The sequence below is a fragment of the Pseudopedobacter saltans DSM 12145 genome (assembly GCF_000190735.1).
GTDB lineage: Bacteria > Bacteroidota > Bacteroidia > Sphingobacteriales > Sphingobacteriaceae > Pseudopedobacter > Pseudopedobacter saltans.
Genome location: NC_015177.1, coordinates 301,520 through 320,046, shown reverse-complemented (window position 1 = coordinate 320,046; position 18,527 = coordinate 301,520). Strand labels below are relative to the sequence as shown.

Here is an 18,527-nt window from a genome sequence, read left to right as displayed (position 1 = left end):
TTCACTGCTACCTGTTAGCAATAAAATATAATTAACATGGCAAAGAAAGTTGTTGCTACCTTAAAAAAAGGAACTGGGAAAGAGTTTTCAAAAGTAATTACTACAGTTAGATCAGCTAAAACTGGAGCTTACTCTTTCAAAGAAACAATTGCTCATAACGATAACGTAAAAGACACTATTGCATCTGCACAAAAAGGTGCTTTGTAATTAAAAATTACTGATATTAGAGCCGTCCCGAGAATCGGGATGGCTTTTTTTGTTTAATTTTGCTACTATGGGATTATTTGATTTCTTTAAAAAGAAAGATAAAACGGTTGAAGAACATGAGGCTCTTGAAAAAGGTCTCGAAAAAACCAAGGACAGCTTTTTCTCTAAAATAAGTAAAGCTGTTATAGGAAAGTCTACCGTTGACGATGAGGTTCTTGATGATCTGGAGGAAATTCTTGTCACTTCTGATGTTGGTGTAACCACTACTCTGAAGATTATTGAAAGAATAGAAAACAGGGTTGCAAAGAATAAATACCTGAACACGTCAGAACTGAATCAAATCTTAAGAGAAGAAATTCAAGCCCTTTTAGAAGAAAATAATTCCGCAGACTTCGAGCAGTTTAACTATAGTGGCAAAAAGCCTTATGTTATAATGGTTGTAGGGGTAAATGGAGTTGGAAAGACAACTACAATAGGCAAATTGGCTTATCAACTAAGAGAGGCTGGAAACAAAGTTGTATTGGGTGCTGCAGATACCTTCAGGGCTGCCGCAGTAGATCAGATTAAACTTTGGGGCGAACGGGTTGATGTTAGAGTTGTTTCTCAGGGGATGAATGCAGACCCTGCCTCTGTAGCTTTTGACACGCTACAATCTGCTGTTGCCAATGACGAAGATATAGCCATTATTGACACCGCTGGAAGATTACATAATAAAGTTGGTTTGATGAATGAATTAACCAAAATCAAAAACGTAATGCAAAAAGTAGTTCCCGGTGCTCCTCATGAGATTTTGTTGGTTTTAGATGCTTCTACTGGTCAAAATGCTATTGAGCAATGCAAACAATTTACACAAGCTACGGATGTGAATGCTTTGGCTTTAACTAAATTGGATGGAACTGCCAAAGGAGGTGTGGTAATTGGTATTTCTGACCAATTTAAAATTCCTGTTAAATATATTGGTGTTGGGGAAAAGATGACAGACTTACAGCTGTTTAACAAAAAAGATTTTGTTGACAGTCTGTTCAAACAATAATCATGGAAGTTAGAAAAAAGAATAAGGTTGAGCCTGAAGTTCAGCCACGTGTGAATGTCGTAACGCTTGGATGTTCTAAAAACACCTATGATTCTGAAATATTGATGGGCCAGTTGAAAGGCAATCATATTGATGTGGTTCACGAAGCGAATAATGTTCGCGAAAATGATATAGTAGTTATTAATACTTGCGGCTTTATTGATAATGCGAAACAGGAGTCTATAGACACTATTTTGCAATACAGTGACCTGAAAGATCAGGGAAAGGTTGGAAAAGTTATTGTTACTGGATGTCTTTCTCAAAGATATACACCGGAACTTTCTGCCGAAATTCAGAATGTTGATGCATGGTTTGGTACAAACGATTTGCAAAATCTTTTACACGCTGTTGGTGCCAACTACAAATATGAACTTTTAGGTGAGCGTTTGTTGACTACACCGTCACACTTCGCTTACTTCAAAATTGCCGAGGGCTGTAATCGCCCTTGTTCTTTCTGTGCTATTCCTCTTATGAGAGGCAAACATGTTTCCTTCCCTATTGAAGAGTTGGTGAAAAACGCCAAAAATCTCGCTAAGAACGGAACCAAAGAATTGGTTCTGATTGCACAGGATTTGACTTATTACGGGCTGGATTTATATAACGAAAGAAAGTTAGCAGATCTTTTAAGAAACCTTTCAGATGTCGATGGCATTGAATGGATCAGACTTCAGTATGCTTATCCATCTGGTTTCCCGATGGAAATCCTGGATGTCATGAATGAAAGAGATAACATCTGTAAATATTTAGACATGCCTTTGCAACACATTTCGGACAATATGCTGAAATCTATGCGCAGAGGTACGACTAAACAAAAGACCATCGATCTGGTAAATCAGATTAGGGATAAGGTGCCAAATATTGCCATGCGTACCACTTTAATTTGTGGATATCCTGGGGAAACCGAAAGGGATTTCGAAGAAATGAAAGAATGGGTGGAAGAAACCCGTTTCGACAGATTAGGATGTTTTACTTATTCTCACGAGGAAAAAACACAGGCATTCGATTTAGAAGATAATATTCCTCAAGAAGTAAAAGAACAACGTGTAGAGGAGATTATGGATATCCAACAGGGTATTTCTTTCGACCTGAATCAGGAAAAAGTAGGAAATACTTATAAAGTACTTATCGACAAAAAAGAAGGCGATTACTTTATTGGACGAACTGAATTTGACTCTCCGGAGGTTGATAACGAGGTCCTTTTAAACGCCAGTACAGATTATGCCACTGTAGGCTCTTTTGTAAATATAAAAATAGACCGAGCAGAAGATTTCGATCTTTATGGAAGAATTGTAAAATAAACTCATCAATTGATGAGTTTATTTCTATTTCTATAATTTCGTGGTTTTATGAAAGCACAATATATTGATTATAAAGAAACCGGCTCCTTTTCTCCAGCAGTAATAAGGTATCTGGACAAAGACACATCCCTAAAACCATTTTATAATCAAAACGCTACACTCGAAGGCTTCGAAAAAATTCTATCTTCTAAAAAGATTACTACTAACAGAAAGCTTTTAAGCGAAATACTTACAAAACAATATGAAGGGTTAAATATTTCCCAGCAACTGGCAGAAAATATTACTCTTCTAAAAAACGAAAACTGTTTTACTGTTACTACTGGTCATCAGCTGAATTTATTTACGGGGCCACTATATTTTCTTTTCAAAATTGTTTCCACAATCAATCTGTGTAATGATCTAAAGAAAAGATTCCCCGAAAAAGATTTTGTCCCCGTTTACTGGATGGCTACCGAAGATCATGATTTTGATGAAATTAACCATACATTCATCAATTCTAAAAAGGTTGCCTGGCCAATAGAAACGAACGGTGCTACAGGCAGAATATCTACCGAAGGAATAAAAAAAACAATTGAAGAATACATCAGCGTTCTGGGTATATCGGAAAATGCGCAGGAATTAGGAGAACTTGTCGAAACTGCCTATAAAGAAGAAAACCTATCAAAAGCAACCAGACATCTTGTAAATTCCCTTTTTGGAAAGTATGGGCTGGTTATTTTAGATGCTGATGAACCTGCATTAAAATCATTATTTTCTACCATTATTGCAGAAGACATCATATCTGAAAATAGTTTCAAAAATATCAATCATACGAATGAAGAATTGATCAAAGCTGGAGTATCGCCACAGGTAAATGCCAGAGAAATCAACTTCTTTTATATGTTGGATAACTTAAGAGAACGTATTGTCTTCGAGAATGGAAAATACAATATATTACATTCTGACATTTCATTTTCTGAAACTGAGCTTAAAGAGGAAATTGCAAGTCATCCCGAAAGGTTTAGTCCTAACGTTGTAATGCGCCCGCTATATCAGGAAGTTATACTTCCTAATCTTGCATATATTGGCGGACCGGCGGAACTGGTTTACTGGCTGCAATTAAAGTCAAATTTTAATCATTATCATATCGACTTTCCTATTTTAATATTGAGGAATTGCGCCTCGATAGCTAATCCTAAAATTGACGACAAACTGGAGCGTTTAGGGTTTTCCTATCGTGATATTTTCAAAAATAAGGAAGAGTTAAAAAACAAATGGGTTTTGAGGACCACAGAACATGATTTAAGCATTGATAATGAGTGGCGGGAAATTGACTGTATCTTTGAAAAACTCAAGCTGAGGGCTCATAAAATAGATCCTACTCTTGCTCCAAGTACCGAAGCTATAAAAATTCGCCTGCATAAAGCAATGCGCAGTTTAGAAAAGAAACTCTTAAAAGCCGAAAAGAAAAATCACTCGGAAGCTTTACAAAATATAGAAAACATAAAAGACGAATTATTTCCAGGAGGAACTTTACAGGAACGTAAAGAGAATTTTGGAATGTTCTACGTAAAATACGGCGAGGACTTTATTCCTTCGCTTCTTAAAAACTTACATCCTTTAGATTTTAAGTACACAATTCTTTCCTAATGAATGAATATTATATCATAAAAGAGAGCGCCCTGCGAGACTTCACAGAAAATGTTTTCAGAAGTATGGGCTGCTCCGACAAACATTCAACTTTAGCTGCTGATGTTCTTTTAAAAGCCGATTTAAGAGGTATAGATTCTCATGGTGTTGCCAGATTAACGGGCTATGTGCGACTTTGGGAAAAAGGACGGGTAAATGCCAAGCCTGATATTAAAATAGTGCATGAGACACCATCTACTGCTACAATAGACGGAGATGCAGGTTTAGGTTTGGTAGTGGCTCCTTTCGCTATGAAAATTGCCATTGAAAAAGCAAAAAATGCTGGTTCGGGCTGGATAGCTATTAAAAACTCCAACCATTTTGGGATAGCAGGTTATCATGCTTTAATGGCTGTGGAACAAGATATGATTGGTTTTGCAGTAACCAATGCCAGTCCATTGGTAGCTCCAACCTTTTCGACCGAAAGAATGCTGGGGACAAACCCTATTTGTTATGCCTTCCCTGCAGGAAAATATCCTCCATTTATAACGGATATGGCTACTTCTACCGCAGCAAATGGTAAACTGGAAATTGCACAAAGGAAAGGTACGGATGTCCCTACCGGATGGATTCAGGATAAAAATGGAAATACTACAACCAATCCTCATGGATTGAAAGAAGGTGGCTCCTTACTTCCTTTAGGTTCGGACCGGGAACATGGCAGTCATAAAGGTTTTGGTTTAAGTGCAACGGTAGATATTTTATCTGCTGTTTTATCTGGTGCAAGCTACGGGCCGTGGGCTCCGCCTTTTGTTGCTTTTATTAATCCTCTGCCAGATCAGCCCGGACAAGGTTTAGGACACTTTTTAGGTGCTATGCGAGTAGATGGCTTTAGACCAGTAGATGAATTCAAATCACATATGGATAATTGGATAGACCGCTTTAAACAGGCTACTCCAATAAATCCCGATCAACGTGTTGTTATTCCCGGAGAACCGGAATATGAAGCGGAAATAGAAAGAAGAAAAAACGGAATTCCTTTGATAGACGTAGTCGTAAATGATTTGAATGAGGTTGCAGAGAAGTTTGGTATTGAGAAATTGAATTAATTAACTTTTCCCGGTATTTGTATCTTAACAGAAGTTGAAACGACCTACATCTTATTTCTAACCGATATATCTTCAATCACTCCTATTACAATAAAAAGGTTAAGATATCAGAAATTGAAGATTTCTTATGGGACGAAAGATTATTAAAAACAAAAAAGGAAACTAAGATTAGTTTCCTTTTTTGTTTTTAATGTATTCCTCTAAATAATCGGTTCCATCTGATTTTGGAAAGGAAAGACCCCTGATCATTCCAGCTCATCCATATAAATAAAGCTTTACCAACGATATGATCTTCTGGCACAAAACCCCAATATCTAGAATCTGCTGAATTATGGCGATTGTCTCCCATCATCCAATAATAATTTTGTTTGAAGGTATAAGAGTCAGCCTGTTTATCGTTAATATAATATTTACCATCTTTCTCTTCCAGCTTATTATTTTCGTAGATTCTAATTGCTCTTTCATAAATAGAGAAATTATTAGAATCTAATTTTACAGTCCAACCCTGTGCAGGGATAATGATAGGTCCGTAGTTATCCTGATTCCATGGATGTCTGGGATCATGTGGAAAAATTTCATCTCTATACTCTCCCTTTTCACTGTAGATTTCCTTAACTGCTTCTACATTAGAAAAAGCTTTAATTTTGTCTACTTCTGAATGAGGCATTGCAAAAACATAAACATCTCTGCTTGGTCTTTGTATAAGATCAACATCCAAATCTGACATTGCAATTGGATTAAAATCTACTCCGTTCGTTTTCACATAATATTCTGTCTGGCTTTTCTCTGGCATGTCTGCTACTTTTCCATTAACAGATACAACTCCGTCATTGATAACCAAAGTATCGCCACCTATAGCTAGACATCTTTTTATATAGTTTTCCCTTTTATCTATAGGTCTGTTAAGAGGTTCGTCGGCATCCATGGGATAGTTGAATACCACGACATCATTCCTCTTCACTTTTTGCAATCCTGGCAATCTGTAATAAGGTAATTGCCAGCCATCCCAATATGCTTTTGTCCCGGTAATTGGCATCGTATGATGTGCAAAAGGAAATGAAATTGGAGTAATTGGTGTACGGGCACCGTAATTAATCTTACTCACAAATAAGAAATCACCAACTAACAATGATCTTTCCATTGATCCTGTTGGGATTGTATAAGCTTCTATAAATAAACCTCGGATAATTGTCGCGGCGATAACGGCAAAAATGATTGCATCCAACCATTCTCTTCCGGCACTTTTTTTCTTTTTGGCTTTATTGTTTTTATCGCCTTTTTGCCAAAATTTTAAACTCATTAGCTTCGTATGTTAAACCTTGAAATCGTACATTTCTTTCACCGAGTAGAACCCAGCTTTGCCAGGCAGCCATTCGGCAGCTAAAACTGCGCCCAATGCAAATCCCTGACGACCATGTGCCACATGCTTCAATTCGATTCTATCTACATCAGAATCATAAAGAACAACATGTGTTCCCGGAACCTCTCCCTCTCTGAAAGAATTTATAATTAGATTCTCTGGCTTATGCAATGTTACATCATCAGAATTTTCTGCGTTAACATCTACCCATTGCCTTTTCTCTTTAAACTCTTCTAAAATATCTTCTGCAATAGTTATTGCTGTACCACTTGGAGAATCCAGTTTGTGAATATGATGAATTTCTTCCATACAAACATCATATTGGTCGGAAAAATTATTCATCATTTTCGCCGCCATCTTACTGATCTGGAAGAATATATTTACACCTACGCTAAAATTAGAACCATACATTACCGATGAGTTAGCTTCTACACAGGCATCTTTTACCTGTTGTAAATGTCCGTACCATCCTGTTGTTCCAACTACCAGCGGTGTCTTCGATTCGATACATTTATAGATATTATCTAAAACAGTATGAGGAGTACTAAATTCGATAGCTACATCGGCTTTTCGCAGATTTTCTATCGTTAATTCGTGTGTATTGTTTTCGTCTATTTTTAATACAATTTCATGATTACGATCCAGGGCAATGCCTTCGATCATTTTCCCCATTTTTCCGTAACCGAGTAACGCTATTTTCATAATTTAATATTTAGTTTAAGCATTGGAACAGGTGCCTGAAAACCTGATCCCGCATACATTGGTGTATAAATTGAAGGTTTTAAATTTATAGACAGATTATCACTTACATCAAAAGTGGCCAATTTTGCATCTATATATGCATCTATCATTTGTAAGGAGTGAAAAGCAAAAAAGGCTATAATAGCCAAATCTCTGTTTCTTCGATAAAAATCTTTTGTATTGTAAATCTGTTCATCTGTAGCAAATTGGTATTTTTCATACTTAAATTCGCCTCGCTTTCTGGCCTGACTTTCTGATAAAAATTCTTTATAATAGCGTTGATTAAACTCATAATACAAACCAACTCCTACATAACCGCCATAAACTAAGGGTACTTTCCACCATTTTTTATTTCTGATTTGCCCCCATCCCGGTATTATAGCAGATCTCAACACAGCTTTTCTTGGAGATTGCAATGAACTTGAATCTCTAAAAAGTGTATTACCTCTTTCCTTTATGGCCGGTCCAACGTCGCTTCCTTCCTTGATAATTTGTTTAGAAAGCGAGTCCAACTCCTGTCCTTTTACATTTAAGACAAGACCCAGCAATAAAATAATAGAGAATGCATACTTAATCATCTGCTACCAATCTAGAAGCTCTAGAATTCTATTTAAATCGTCATTTGACAAAAAGGGTATTTCAATAGCGCCTTTTCCATTAGTTCCAACTTTCATTTTGATTTTAGTTGCGAATTTAGATGAAAGGTCGTCCTGAATCTTTTGATATTGAAAAGAAATACCTTCTGCCTTCTTCCCTTTTTCTATCTTAACCTGTTCGTTTTGTTTGATATTCCGAACTAGCTCTTCTACTTTTCTAACTGAAAGGTCTTTATCTATAATTTCCTGAAAGATAAATAACTGATTTGCCGGATCCTCTACGCTAATCAATGCTCTTGCATGTCCCATAGATAGCTGGCTGTCCCGGATAGATGCCTGAATTACCGGAGGCAATTTCAGCAAACGAAGGTAGTTAGTTACTGTAGATCTGTTTTTAGAAACCCTGTCTCCAAGTTCTTCCTGCTTCAAACTACACTCATCAATCATTCTTTGGAAACTCAAGGCAACTTCTATTGCATTCAGGTTTTCTCTCTGAATATTTTCAATTAAAGCCATTTCCAACATTTGCTGGTCATTGGCTGTACGAACGTAAGCCGGAATATCTTCTATTCCCGCCATTTTGGTAGCTCTTAACCTACGCTCTCCAGAAATTAATTGATATCTGTTATCTCCAACTCTCCTAACTGTAATAGGCTGAATAAGTCCTTGTAATTTTATAGACTCTGACAACTCCTGTAATGCCTCTTCATCAAACTCGAAACGAGGTTGATAAGGATTTACTTCTATTTGATTGATTAGAATTTTATTAACAGACCCCACTGAAACTGAGCCAGGATTAGTTTCTGTAACCTGTTGCTGCGTATATGAACTACGCTGTACTTCCGGCGTATCATTTAATAATGCACCTAAGCCTTTTCCTAGTCCAAATTTTCTGTCTTTGCTCATTATTTCTTATTCTCCTCTGCGTCTTTAATAGATCCCACTGTGTCTTTCGACATACTATTTTTCTGAATAATCTCGCGAGCTAAGTTCAGGTAGTTGATAGCTCCCTTTGAATTTGCATCATGCATGATGACAGAAATTCCGAAACTTGGTGCTTCGCTTAATCTTGTATTTCTTGCTATGATTGTATCAAAAACCAGGTCTTCGAAATGCGAGCGCACTTCCTCTACAACCTGATTAGAAAGTCTTAAACGCACATCGTACATCGTTAACAAAATCCCTTCTATCTCTAATTCAGGATTCAGTCTTGTTTGTACAATTTTGATAGTGTTTAACAGCTTCCCAAGACCTTCCAAAGCAAAATACTCACATTGTACAGGAATAATAACTGAATTTGCTGCTGTTAAAGCGTTAATCGTAATCAAACCTAAAGATGGCGAACAATCTATAATGATGAAATCGTAATCATTTTTTATTTTCTCCAAAACGCCTTTCATTTTGTATTCGCGTTCATGAAGGTTGATCATTTCGATCTCGGCACCAACTAAATCAATATGTGCAGGCAATAAATCCAGATTTGGCGTGTCGGTTTTCTTTATAGCCTCTCTTGGATCTACATCATTAATAATACATTCGTAAATACTGGTTTTAATAGTTCTTGGATCAAACCCAATACCTGACGTAGAATTGGCTTGAGGATCGGCATCAACAATTAAAGTTTTGTATTCTAAAACAGCCAAACTAGCTGCTAAATTTATAGATGAAGTAGTTTTGCCTACTCCGCCTTTCTGATTGGCAATTGCTATTATTTTACTCATCTAAACAATAAAGCTATATTCTTCGGTTTTTATTGTAATCCCAATTATATAAAATCGTAATTTCGGGGCATCCTACCCCTATTTACAGATGGGCACAAGATACAAATTTATACAATACCAATTTCAACAGGTTTATACGATTTATACACATAAATGAAGACTTTAATAGTATCAGGAACTAACCGACTCAACAGTAATACGTTAAAAGTTTCCAAATATTATCAGAAAATACTGACCGAAAAGAACTATGAAAGCGAGATTTTGTCGTTAACGGATTTGCCTGAAAATCTTGCAGCTACAGACCTTTACGGAAAAAGAAGTGAAGCTTTCACAAAAATTTTACAAAAAGTCAATGAAGCCGAAAAATTTCTTTTTGTAATACCGGAATATAATGGCAGTTTCCCTGGCATTCTAAAACTTTTTATTGATGCCTGTGATTTTCCCGCTTCTTTTTATGATAAAAAAGCCGCTTTAGTAGGATTGTCTTCGGGTAAATATGGAAATATCAGAGGTATCGACCACTTTACTGGTGTATGTAATTACGTTCATTTAAATGTGATGCCCTTAAAAATCCATTTAACTTATATCAATAAAGATTTAAACGATTTGGGCAATTTCATTAATGAGGACACTATTAAGTTTGTTAATCAACAGATTGACAAGTTTATAAAGTACTAATCTTTCTTATGGACATCCAAAAAGTTAACAACGCAGCTCACCCATTTTTTGATGAGTTTTGGCAGGTATATAATGATAGTTTTCCACAAGAAGAAAAGCGCAACGTCTTACAGCAAACGGAAATTTTCAGTAAACCTGAATATTCTTTAGATATTTATTTAGAAGAGGGCGCTTTAAAAGGATTTTTAGCCTATTGGTCATTCCCCAACTTTATTTTTATAGAGCATCTGGCAATTACTAAATCCGGGCAAGGTAAGGGCTTGGGAAATATTATTTTATCTGACTTTATAAACGAACATGATCTCCCCATAATTCTTGAGATTGAACACCCTAAGGATGAAACATGCGTACGTCGTTTACGGTTTTATGAGCGTGTAGGCTTTAAGAACAATACATATAGGCACTACCAACCCGCTTTTATAAAAGGCAATGCTCCTTTAAGTTTAACAATCTTAAGCTATCCAAATCCTATTTCAGAAAAACTGTATTTAGGTTTTTGCAAATTGCAACAGGAAATTGTAATGAATCACGAGAACTAAACTGCAAAGTTAATCCAAGCGCTACCTTCAAAGCCAAAATTAAAATATTTAGGAGTAATAATTTCCGCAATCGATTCCAGAACGTCTACTCTTTCCGCTGCTAATTCAGATTTCAACAAATCGTTCCGCAGTATAAAAATTTTATTTCCCTTCACTGCTTTTAATTCAGTAAAATTCGGCATTTGTAAAAGATCTGAAACTTTTGGCAAGCTGCTTTCTATACTTTCGCCATTTAAAGATAAAATCAGGATATCTGGGTCCATATCAAGCAAACTCTCCCAACTATTAGCATAAATCAGATGTCCACCTCCCTTGCTCACAATGTCATTTAGTGACTCATCATAAGCAACTGCAATCTCATTCAAATCAGAAATAAAGGCAATCTTTGGCTTATCCGGAAAGAACTTTAGCTTATGTACAACAATATCAACTCTTTCTTGTAGTTCTTCTGCTAATGTTTCGTTTCGTTCGGATACACCTAAAATTTCCATTATCAAATATTTTTATGCTGCAAAGATAGGAAATGATTACAGAGCGTAATAAAAAAGCCTTCCTGATTTTATCAAGAAGGCTTCAACCATATTTCTATTTTATTCGGATTTTAGTTTCCTCCCATTCCTCCGCCGCTACTTTCACCTTGTTTTAGATCGTCATTTTTAACTCCCCGCTTATTGTTTTGGTTTACTTTCAAATTTCCAAACCTCCAACTAAAGTTAACTCCAACTGATCTGAAAGGAATCGAGAAGTTATTGGTTTGGATAAATCCATCTCCTGTAATTTCCGATTTAAAGTTTTTTCTGTTGTTAAATGGATCGATTACATTAATTCCAACACTTCCTTTTTTATCGAATAATTCTTTTTTCAGTCCTAAATTCCACATGTTAAATGATGGATTCTTTCCCTGAAAAGTCCTTCGTGGCGAATTTGTTATCAGGAAAGTTTCGAAAGTAAAACCTTTAGAAAAAGCATAAGTACCGCTTAAAAATGCATTGTACATAAAATAGGTTTTATTTTCTGCACCGGAAAGATTTGCACTACTTTGTCCCAAACTGATATCATAAGTGTAGACATTAAAGTTACCTCTCAATGTGAGGGGCTTAACCGGGCTAATAGAACCGAAAAAATTCATCCCGAAAGAATTATTACGTCCAACGTTATCAAAAGTTGTTAAGGAAACTGTCTTTCCATCAATCTCTATTTGTTTAACTACATTTTCTATAACGTTCTGCGTATTTCTGTAATATAAAGACGCATTGATTACCGTAGTTTTAATGAATCGTGAATATCCCAGTTCGATATTATCTGAAACCTCTGGCGACAAACGTGGATTACCTTCCGATTGATTATAAAAATCTGCAGCATTTCTAAAAGGGTTCAGGTAAAATACACTTGGCCTCTGAATCCTTTTGTTATAACTTAGCTTTAATGTCTGGAAATTTTTAAACGTCCTTGATATTACTATGCTTGGCACAAAATTCCCATAATTATTTTTAAAAGGAGCAAAGGTACCGCTCCCAGCATCGTTGCCATCTATATCGGTATACTCGTATCTTGCACCTCCCTTAATTCCGTAGTTTTTTGCAACAGTAAAGCCTAAAGTAGCATAACCAGCAAACACATTCTGATTATAGTCATATATGAAATTTCGGTTTGGAACAGGGATTCTATTTCCTCCGGATAAATCGGTACTGTCTACTTTAGAGTCATTGTCTATATTTCTAATAATTGCCTTTGCTCCGGTTTCTAAAGTAATTCCTTTAAACGGATGGGTATAATCCAGCTGAAATGTTGATTCTTTATTTATTGCATCGCTTGCGCCAATTTCTTTTCTCACTCGCTGATCGATAAACGAATTATAGTCATTATTCAGTTCACTTCTGCTCAACTGCCATGCAAAAGTTATTTCCTGTCCTTCTTTTTTAAATTTATGGGAATAATCATTATTCCAGTCGAAGCTGATAACCTTATTTTTATTATCCGTCATTCTTTTAAAAGCATTTTCTATGCCTCCAAAACTGTTCTTATTATCATTAAATCCATCGATACTAAACTGGAACCAATTTACTTTAAGATTGGAGCTTATAGAGTTGTATTTATTGAAATCGTAATCTGCACCAATTGATCCGTTCGTTGCCAATCGCTCGGTTGTGCTTTCACCATTCTGCTTGTTGTAATCACCATTTGTGTTTTGTCTATCAAACGTTATAATAGATGTTTGTGGCCATGAATAATACCCACCAGCATTGGCATATAAACCTAATCTTCCTTTTTTTGCATTCAGATTGATATTTCCACTGTTTTGTCTGGTTCCAACACCTGCATTTACAGATCCGCTTATCCCCTCTAAATTATTCTTTTTGGTAATGATATTGATAATCCCTGACGTTCCTTCCGCATCATATTTGGCAGATGGAGAAGTTATTACTTCCACATTTTTTATCTGGTCTGCCGGAATAGCTTTCAGCGCATCCGCAATATTACCCGCCATCGTTCCCGAAGGTTTTCCATTTATCAGAACTTTGATATTTGAGCTTCCTCTTAAAGATACGTTTCCTTCATAATCTACAGATAATAAAGGTACTTTTCGCAATACATCAACAGCTGTCCCTCCGGAAATCGCCACGTCTTTTTCAGCGTTATAAACCAATTTATCGATTTTATTTTCGATAATATTTGCCTGGCCTTCTACTACAACTTCCTGTAATATTTTATTGCTGGGGACAAGTATAATTGTTCCTAAATTTAGATCAGGCTTACTGTTAGTTGTTGTTATAGGCTCTATAATCTTTGTATTATAACCAATAAATGAAATAGTTAATCGGTATTTCCCTGGAACAACCTTTTCTAATTTAAAAGCACCTTTATCATCTGCCAAAGCACCATTAATAGATTTAGTTTGCTTTACAGCAGATAAAGAAACCGCAGCATAGTCTACCGGAGTTTTAGTTAATGAGTCTATAATAACTCCTGAAATTTTTCCTACGATACTATTTTGCGCTCCTGCTACTCCACTGGGGCCCTGTTGCGCAAAAGAATGATTTAGAGCAAGAAAAAAAGCTGATAGGATATAAAAACGCTTCATGAATATTTTTTAGTATTTGATCGAATCTGTCGCTTTTTGTTACGAAAATTTTTGATTTTAATGAGTTCCGGCAAAAATAACCTTTTAAAAAACACTAAAAAGCAAAAATTTGTTAAAGAAAAAGGCGGTTAAAACCGCCTTCCCTTATGCCACTATATTGATAATTCTTCCTTTTACAATAATTATCTTTTTCGGTGTTTTACCGTCTAGGTATTTCTGTACCTGTTCATTTGCAAGAACCAGCTTCTCTATTTCTACGTTATCTAAATCTAAACCAAAGCTTAGATTGGTTTTGGTCTTTCCATTGATAGAAATAGGATAATTAAATTCACTTTCTACCAGATATTCCGCATTAAATTTAGGAAAACGGGCTTTTGATAAAGTACCTTCTGTATTTCCTAATAATGTCCAAAGTTCTTCGGTAATATGCGGTGCATACGAAGAAAGCAAGATTACCATCTCCTGTAAAATCGCTCTCTTATTACATTTTAAATCTGTAAGCTCATTTACAGTAATCATAAAGCTTGACACTGATGTATTGAATGAAAAACGTTCTACATCATCTTCAACTTTCTTGATTAACTTATGCAAAGATTTAAGTTCTTGCTTTGTAGGCTCATCATTGGAAACTACAAATTCAAAAGCATCATTATGGAAGAGTTTCCAGAATTTTCTCAAGAATTTAAATACTCCTTCGATACCGTTGGTATTCCATGGTTTGCTTTGTTCTAAAGGTCCAAGGAACATTTCGTACATTCTTAAAGTATCTGCTCCATATCTTTCAATTAAGTCATCGGGATTTACAACATTGAATTTAGATTTGGACATTTTCTCTACTTCTACTCCGCAGATATATTTTCCTTCTTCCAGTACAAACTCTGCATCTTTAAATTCCTCTCTCCAGTTTCTGAATTTATCTAAATTCAAAATATCATTTTCAACGATATTAACATCAACATGTAAAGCAGTAGTTTGATAATTATTTTTCAAGCCATTGGATACATAAGTATTTGTTCCTCTTCCGTCTTCGCTCATTATCCTATAAACGAAATTAGAACGCCCCTGAATCATCCCCTGATTGATTAACTTTTTGAAAGGTTCTTCTTCTTTTGCAAAACCCAGATCTTTCAAAAACTTATTCCAGAAACGGCTGTACAACAAGTGTCCGGTCGCATGTTCCGAACCTCCGATATATAAATCCACGTCTTTCCAATATTCAATTGCTTTTTCAGAAGCAAATTCTTTGTCGTTATGTGCATCCATATATCTGTACCAATACCAACTGCTTCCTGCCCAACCTGGCATAGTACTTAACTCGTATTCATACTCGCCTTTGTATTTCCAATCTTTTGCTCTTCCTAGTGGAGGTTCTCCCGTTTCGGTTGGTAAATATTTATCTACCTCTGGTAATAACAAAGGCAATTCGCTTTCGTCAATTAAATAAGGCAAACCATTTTTAAAATATACTGGAACCGGCTCTCCCCAATAACGCTGACGTCCAAAAATGGCATCACGCATGCGGTAATTCACCTTTGCATAACCCTGCTCCTTTTCTTCCAAAAAGGAAATTAATTTAGCTGTAGCCTCTTTATATCCCAGTCCATTGATAATACCCGAATTAATATATTGTCCCTCTTTAGTAGGATCTGCCTGGCCATCCAATACCTGAGTATCTAAAATCTGGATAATTGGCAAATTAAAATGACTTGCAAACAAATAATCTCTTTGATCTCCAGACGGAACCGCCATAACGGCCCCTGTTCCATATCCAGCTAAAACATAATCCGCAATCCAAACCGGAACCTTTTCCCCATTTAATGGATTGATAGCATATGCACCTGTAAAAGCACCCGATACAGTTTTTGTATCGGCCATTCTATCCAGTTCAGATTTTTTCTTGGTTTGTTGAATATATTGCTCTATTTCTGTTTTTTGTTCTTCGGTTGTAATTTGAGAGACCAGCTCATGTTCTGGTGCGATCACCAAAAAGCTTACACCATAAATGGTATCCACACGAGTCGTGAAAACCTGAATTTTATAATCAGCATCTGCTAATTGGAAATCTACCATTGCACCGACACTTTTGCCAATCCAATTGCGCTGAATTTCTTTCAATGGTTCTGGCCAGTCAATCTGATCTAACCCCTTAAGCAGTCTTTCAGCATAAGCGGTAATACGCATACTCCATTGCATCATTTTCTTCTGCTCTACCGGATGCCCACCACGCTCAGAAAAACCACCGATAACCTCGTCGTTGGCTAATACCGTACCCAAGGCAGCGCACCAGTTTACAGTACTCTCCTTTAAGAAAGCCAAACGGTATTTTAATAATTCTTCCTGCTTTTCGTCTTCTGTTAACGAAGTCCAATCAGAAGGAAGCATTTTTCTCGTATCGCTATCACAAACGGCTTTTACTGCTACTGTTCCTTCGGTTTGAAACTTATGAACCAATGTCGAGATATGTTCTGCTTTGTCCGTTTCTATATTATACCATGAATTGAACAATTGCATAAAAATCCATTGGGTCCATTTATAGTAATCTGGCGAACTTGTACGTACTTCTTTACTCCAATCGAAGGAAAAACCAAGATTATCTAATTGTTCCCGGTAACGATTGATATTTGTTCCCGTCGTAATAGCTGGATGTTGCCCTGTTTGGATTGCATATTGCTCAGCAGGTAAACCAAATGAATCATATCCCATGGGATGCAATACATTGAATCCTTTCAATCTTTTATATCTGGAAAAAATATCAGATGCAATGTAACCGAGTGGATGCCCTACGTGTAACCCCGCACCAGATGGATAAGGAAACATATCCAAAACATAATATTTTGGTTTTGAATTGTCGACTTCTACTTTGTAGGTTTCATTATCGGCCCAGAACTTCTGCCACTTTTTTTCTATATTTTTAAATTGATAATCCATATGCGCCTTTAGATATAAAAGATATTATATTCATTTTTCGTATAAAAGGCGAAAATAAAAAATTAATATGAAGAGCACTTCTTTTCCGTTAGAAAAGTACTTAAATAAAAAGCCATTCCATCATTTTTTAGAACGGCTATCTTGAAGCATTCATTAAATTGTTATTGCCTGAGAGAGAATATACAACCCTTATAGTTTTTTATTTATTTTTGTTTCTAACAAAATTAAGAGTGCCTATTATATCATCCCCTTTCTCTTCATTTCCAAATTGAAGTATCAAATTCTCTTTATCTGCTGTTAATATTTTATAAGAATATGTATCTCCTTTATTATCTCCAGATTTCAAATGTATCTTTAGTAACTTTCCATCTTCTAAAACATCAAAATCACCTTCGTATATATTTTCGTCATCGAAAAAATGTCTAAAATCGCCATTACCAAAAAACTCGAACCCACCATCAATAAAATAAGTTTGATGAAGTACTTTTTCTCCATTTTCAACAAGATAAATCTTTCGACTTACAGCAAACCATTCCCCTAACAGGTTATTCTTTATCTGCCTTAATTTATCTCCGCTATCATCTTTTTTACAACCAACAAAACCTGTAGTGATTGACATATACAATATCAATACCGAAAAGAATTTTCTCATATTCTCCTTATATTTTATAATCAAAAGTAAAATTACAATTAGCTATTTACAATAGCTTAATCCAACCTATGGATTGAACATGACAAAAAAATCAGTGATAAGACACTTTTCTTAAATCACATTATTTACTTACTCTTATATCTTCTGCAGTTACTCCGAATCAAATCGCGCCTGTTTTTCTTTAACCTTATTGTATATTCAAGCAATAGAGGTTATTTCATACTGAAACGAAAAACACATAAAATCAGTTCAATTAAACCAATTAAAACCTTATTTAATGCTGTATTAAGCCTTTAAAGGTTATTCTTATATAAAAAGTATTACCTAGGGAGTGAGATGTCTTGAATATGTATGAATATGAGAGCTGAACAAGACGGTAGCTTAGTGTATAAAATACGGATAATAAACCACCAAAACCATGTACTTTCTCTCTTAATTAAAAAAGCGTTCAATATAGAACGCCTTTCTTAATTAATTCGTCGATTGCAATTAGATAATCTTAGTTTCTTATATAATGCTCCTCACTACCATATACTCTTTTTTCGTTTTCAGAATCAGGGTTTTCGCTCACTAAAACTAATGTATTTCCACTGATAGTAACGGTTAATGTAGCTTCACCATCAACAATCAATTTACCGTTAGAGTAAGTATATGTACCATTATCTTCATCTTCCATTTTTCCTTCATAATACTCCTTTACAGTATATTTTCCCTCCTTTAATGTCAATATATTATAGTTTTCATTATCATGAAGGTCTACCTCATCTTTTCCTTCTTTAACTCCGTTCAATTTTGAATAATAAACAGATTTTGTGGACTTCCATGTTCCTTCTATTCCATTAGTGTTTTTGTCATCGTCTTTTTTACAAGCATTAAACATCACCAATAGTGTAAAAATTGACATTAGTGTAAAAATTGATCTTTTCATAACTATAG

17 protein-coding genes are annotated in these 18,527 nt (G+C 35.5%); 7 read left to right on the top strand and 10 right to left on the bottom strand.

From position 1 onward, the window contains the following. Window positions 1-36 precede the first annotated feature (36 nt). From PEDSA_RS19765 to PEDSA_RS01335, 5 genes are all read left to right on the top strand, one after another. On the top strand, window positions 37-207 hold the full coding sequence (locus tag PEDSA_RS19765; RefSeq protein ID WP_013631352.1) for a DUF4295 domain-containing protein: 171 nt from the start codon (window positions 37-39) through the stop codon (window positions 205-207). A 67-nt stretch (window positions 208-274) separates the two neighbouring features. After that, window positions 275-1,240 carry a signal recognition particle-docking protein FtsY gene (ftsY, locus tag PEDSA_RS01350; RefSeq protein WP_013631351.1) on the top strand — a complete coding sequence of 322 codons (966 nt, stop codon included), beginning with the start codon at window positions 275-277 and terminating at the stop codon, window positions 1,238-1,240. A gap of 2 nt (window positions 1,241-1,242) precedes the next feature. Further along, window positions 1,243-2,577, top strand: coding sequence for a 30S ribosomal protein S12 methylthiotransferase RimO (rimO, locus tag PEDSA_RS01345; protein WP_013631350.1), 1,335 nt, complete (start codon window positions 1,243-1,245; stop codon window positions 2,575-2,577). 48 nt (window positions 2,578-2,625) lie between these two features. After that, window positions 2,626-4,206 (top strand): bacillithiol biosynthesis cysteine-adding enzyme BshC, encoded by a 1,581-nt coding sequence (gene bshC, locus PEDSA_RS01340; protein ID WP_013631349.1) that lies wholly within the window; start codon window positions 2,626-2,628, stop codon window positions 4,204-4,206. After that, entirely contained in the window at window positions 4,206-5,294 is a 1,089-nt protein-coding gene (locus tag PEDSA_RS01335; RefSeq protein ID WP_013631348.1) for an Ldh family oxidoreductase, read from the top strand. The genes bshC and PEDSA_RS01335 overlap by 1 nt, the downstream gene beginning before the upstream one ends. A 187-nt stretch (window positions 5,295-5,481) precedes the next feature. On the opposite strand, the gene lepB is transcribed toward PEDSA_RS01335, so the two are convergent. Genes lepB through PEDSA_RS01310 form a run of 5 tightly spaced genes read right to left on the bottom strand, consistent with a single transcriptional unit; the run spans window position 5,482 to window position 9,712 of the window. After that, window positions 5,482-6,594: a signal peptidase I gene (lepB, locus tag PEDSA_RS01330; RefSeq protein ID WP_013631347.1), complete on the bottom strand. Its 1,113-nt coding sequence runs from the start codon at window positions 6,592-6,594 to the stop codon at window positions 5,482-5,484. Between the two features lie 12 nt (window positions 6,595-6,606). After that, window positions 6,607-7,356: a 4-hydroxy-tetrahydrodipicolinate reductase gene (gene dapB, locus PEDSA_RS01325; protein ID WP_013631346.1), complete on the bottom strand. Its 750-nt coding sequence runs from the start codon at window positions 7,354-7,356 to the stop codon at window positions 6,607-6,609. Beyond that, window positions 7,353-7,973 (bottom strand): DUF5683 domain-containing protein, encoded by a 621-nt coding sequence (locus PEDSA_RS01320; protein ID WP_013631345.1) that lies wholly within the window; start codon window positions 7,971-7,973, stop codon window positions 7,353-7,355. The genes dapB and PEDSA_RS01320 overlap by 4 nt, the downstream gene beginning before the upstream one ends. 3 nt (window positions 7,974-7,976) lie before the next feature. Next, window positions 7,977-8,897 carry a ParB/RepB/Spo0J family partition protein gene (locus PEDSA_RS01315; RefSeq protein WP_013631344.1) on the bottom strand — a complete coding sequence of 307 codons (921 nt, stop codon included), beginning with the start codon at window positions 8,895-8,897 and terminating at the stop codon, window positions 7,977-7,979. After that, complete coding sequence (locus PEDSA_RS01310) at window positions 8,897-9,712, bottom strand: ParA family protein (RefSeq protein ID WP_013631343.1); 816 nt, start codon at window positions 9,710-9,712, stop codon at window positions 8,897-8,899. The genes PEDSA_RS01315 and PEDSA_RS01310 overlap by 1 nt, the downstream gene beginning before the upstream one ends. A 153-nt stretch (window positions 9,713-9,865) precedes the next feature. Between PEDSA_RS01310 and PEDSA_RS01305 the strand changes: the two genes are divergently transcribed. Together PEDSA_RS01305 and PEDSA_RS01300 are read left to right on the top strand one after the other, a co-directional pair. Continuing rightward, on the top strand, window positions 9,866-10,390 hold the full coding sequence (locus tag PEDSA_RS01305; RefSeq protein ID WP_013631342.1) for an NADPH-dependent FMN reductase: 525 nt from the start codon (window positions 9,866-9,868) through the stop codon (window positions 10,388-10,390). Between the two features lie 8 nt (window positions 10,391-10,398). Then, complete coding sequence (locus tag PEDSA_RS01300; protein ID WP_013631341.1) at window positions 10,399-10,929, top strand: GNAT family N-acetyltransferase; 531 nt, start codon at window positions 10,399-10,401, stop codon at window positions 10,927-10,929. On the opposite strand, the gene PEDSA_RS01295 is transcribed toward PEDSA_RS01300, so the two are convergent. The 5 genes from PEDSA_RS01295 to PEDSA_RS01275 all read right to left on the bottom strand — a co-directional run bounded on the left by PEDSA_RS01295 (window position 10,926) and on the right by PEDSA_RS01275 (window position 18,519). Further along, window positions 10,926-11,420: an ABC transporter substrate-binding protein gene (locus PEDSA_RS01295; RefSeq protein ID WP_041536929.1), complete on the bottom strand. Its 495-nt coding sequence runs from the start codon at window positions 11,418-11,420 to the stop codon at window positions 10,926-10,928. The two genes, PEDSA_RS01300 and PEDSA_RS01295, sit on opposite strands and share 4 nt — an antisense overlap. A 110-nt stretch (window positions 11,421-11,530) precedes the next feature. After that, window positions 11,531-14,011 (bottom strand): TonB-dependent receptor domain-containing protein, encoded by a 2,481-nt coding sequence (locus PEDSA_RS01290; protein ID WP_013631340.1) that lies wholly within the window; start codon window positions 14,009-14,011, stop codon window positions 11,531-11,533. 144 nt (window positions 14,012-14,155) lie between these two features. Then, window positions 14,156-16,939, bottom strand: coding sequence for a leucine--tRNA ligase (gene leuS / locus PEDSA_RS01285; protein ID WP_013631339.1), 2,784 nt, complete (start codon window positions 16,937-16,939; stop codon window positions 14,156-14,158). A 199-nt stretch (window positions 16,940-17,138) separates the two neighbouring features. Further along, complete coding sequence (locus PEDSA_RS01280) at window positions 17,139-17,591, bottom strand: hypothetical protein (RefSeq protein WP_013631338.1); 453 nt, start codon at window positions 17,589-17,591, stop codon at window positions 17,139-17,141. A gap of 499 nt (window positions 17,592-18,090) precedes the next feature. Further along, complete coding sequence (locus tag PEDSA_RS01275) at window positions 18,091-18,519, bottom strand: lipocalin family protein (protein WP_013631337.1); 429 nt, start codon at window positions 18,517-18,519, stop codon at window positions 18,091-18,093. Window positions 18,520-18,527: the final 8 nt, after the last annotated feature.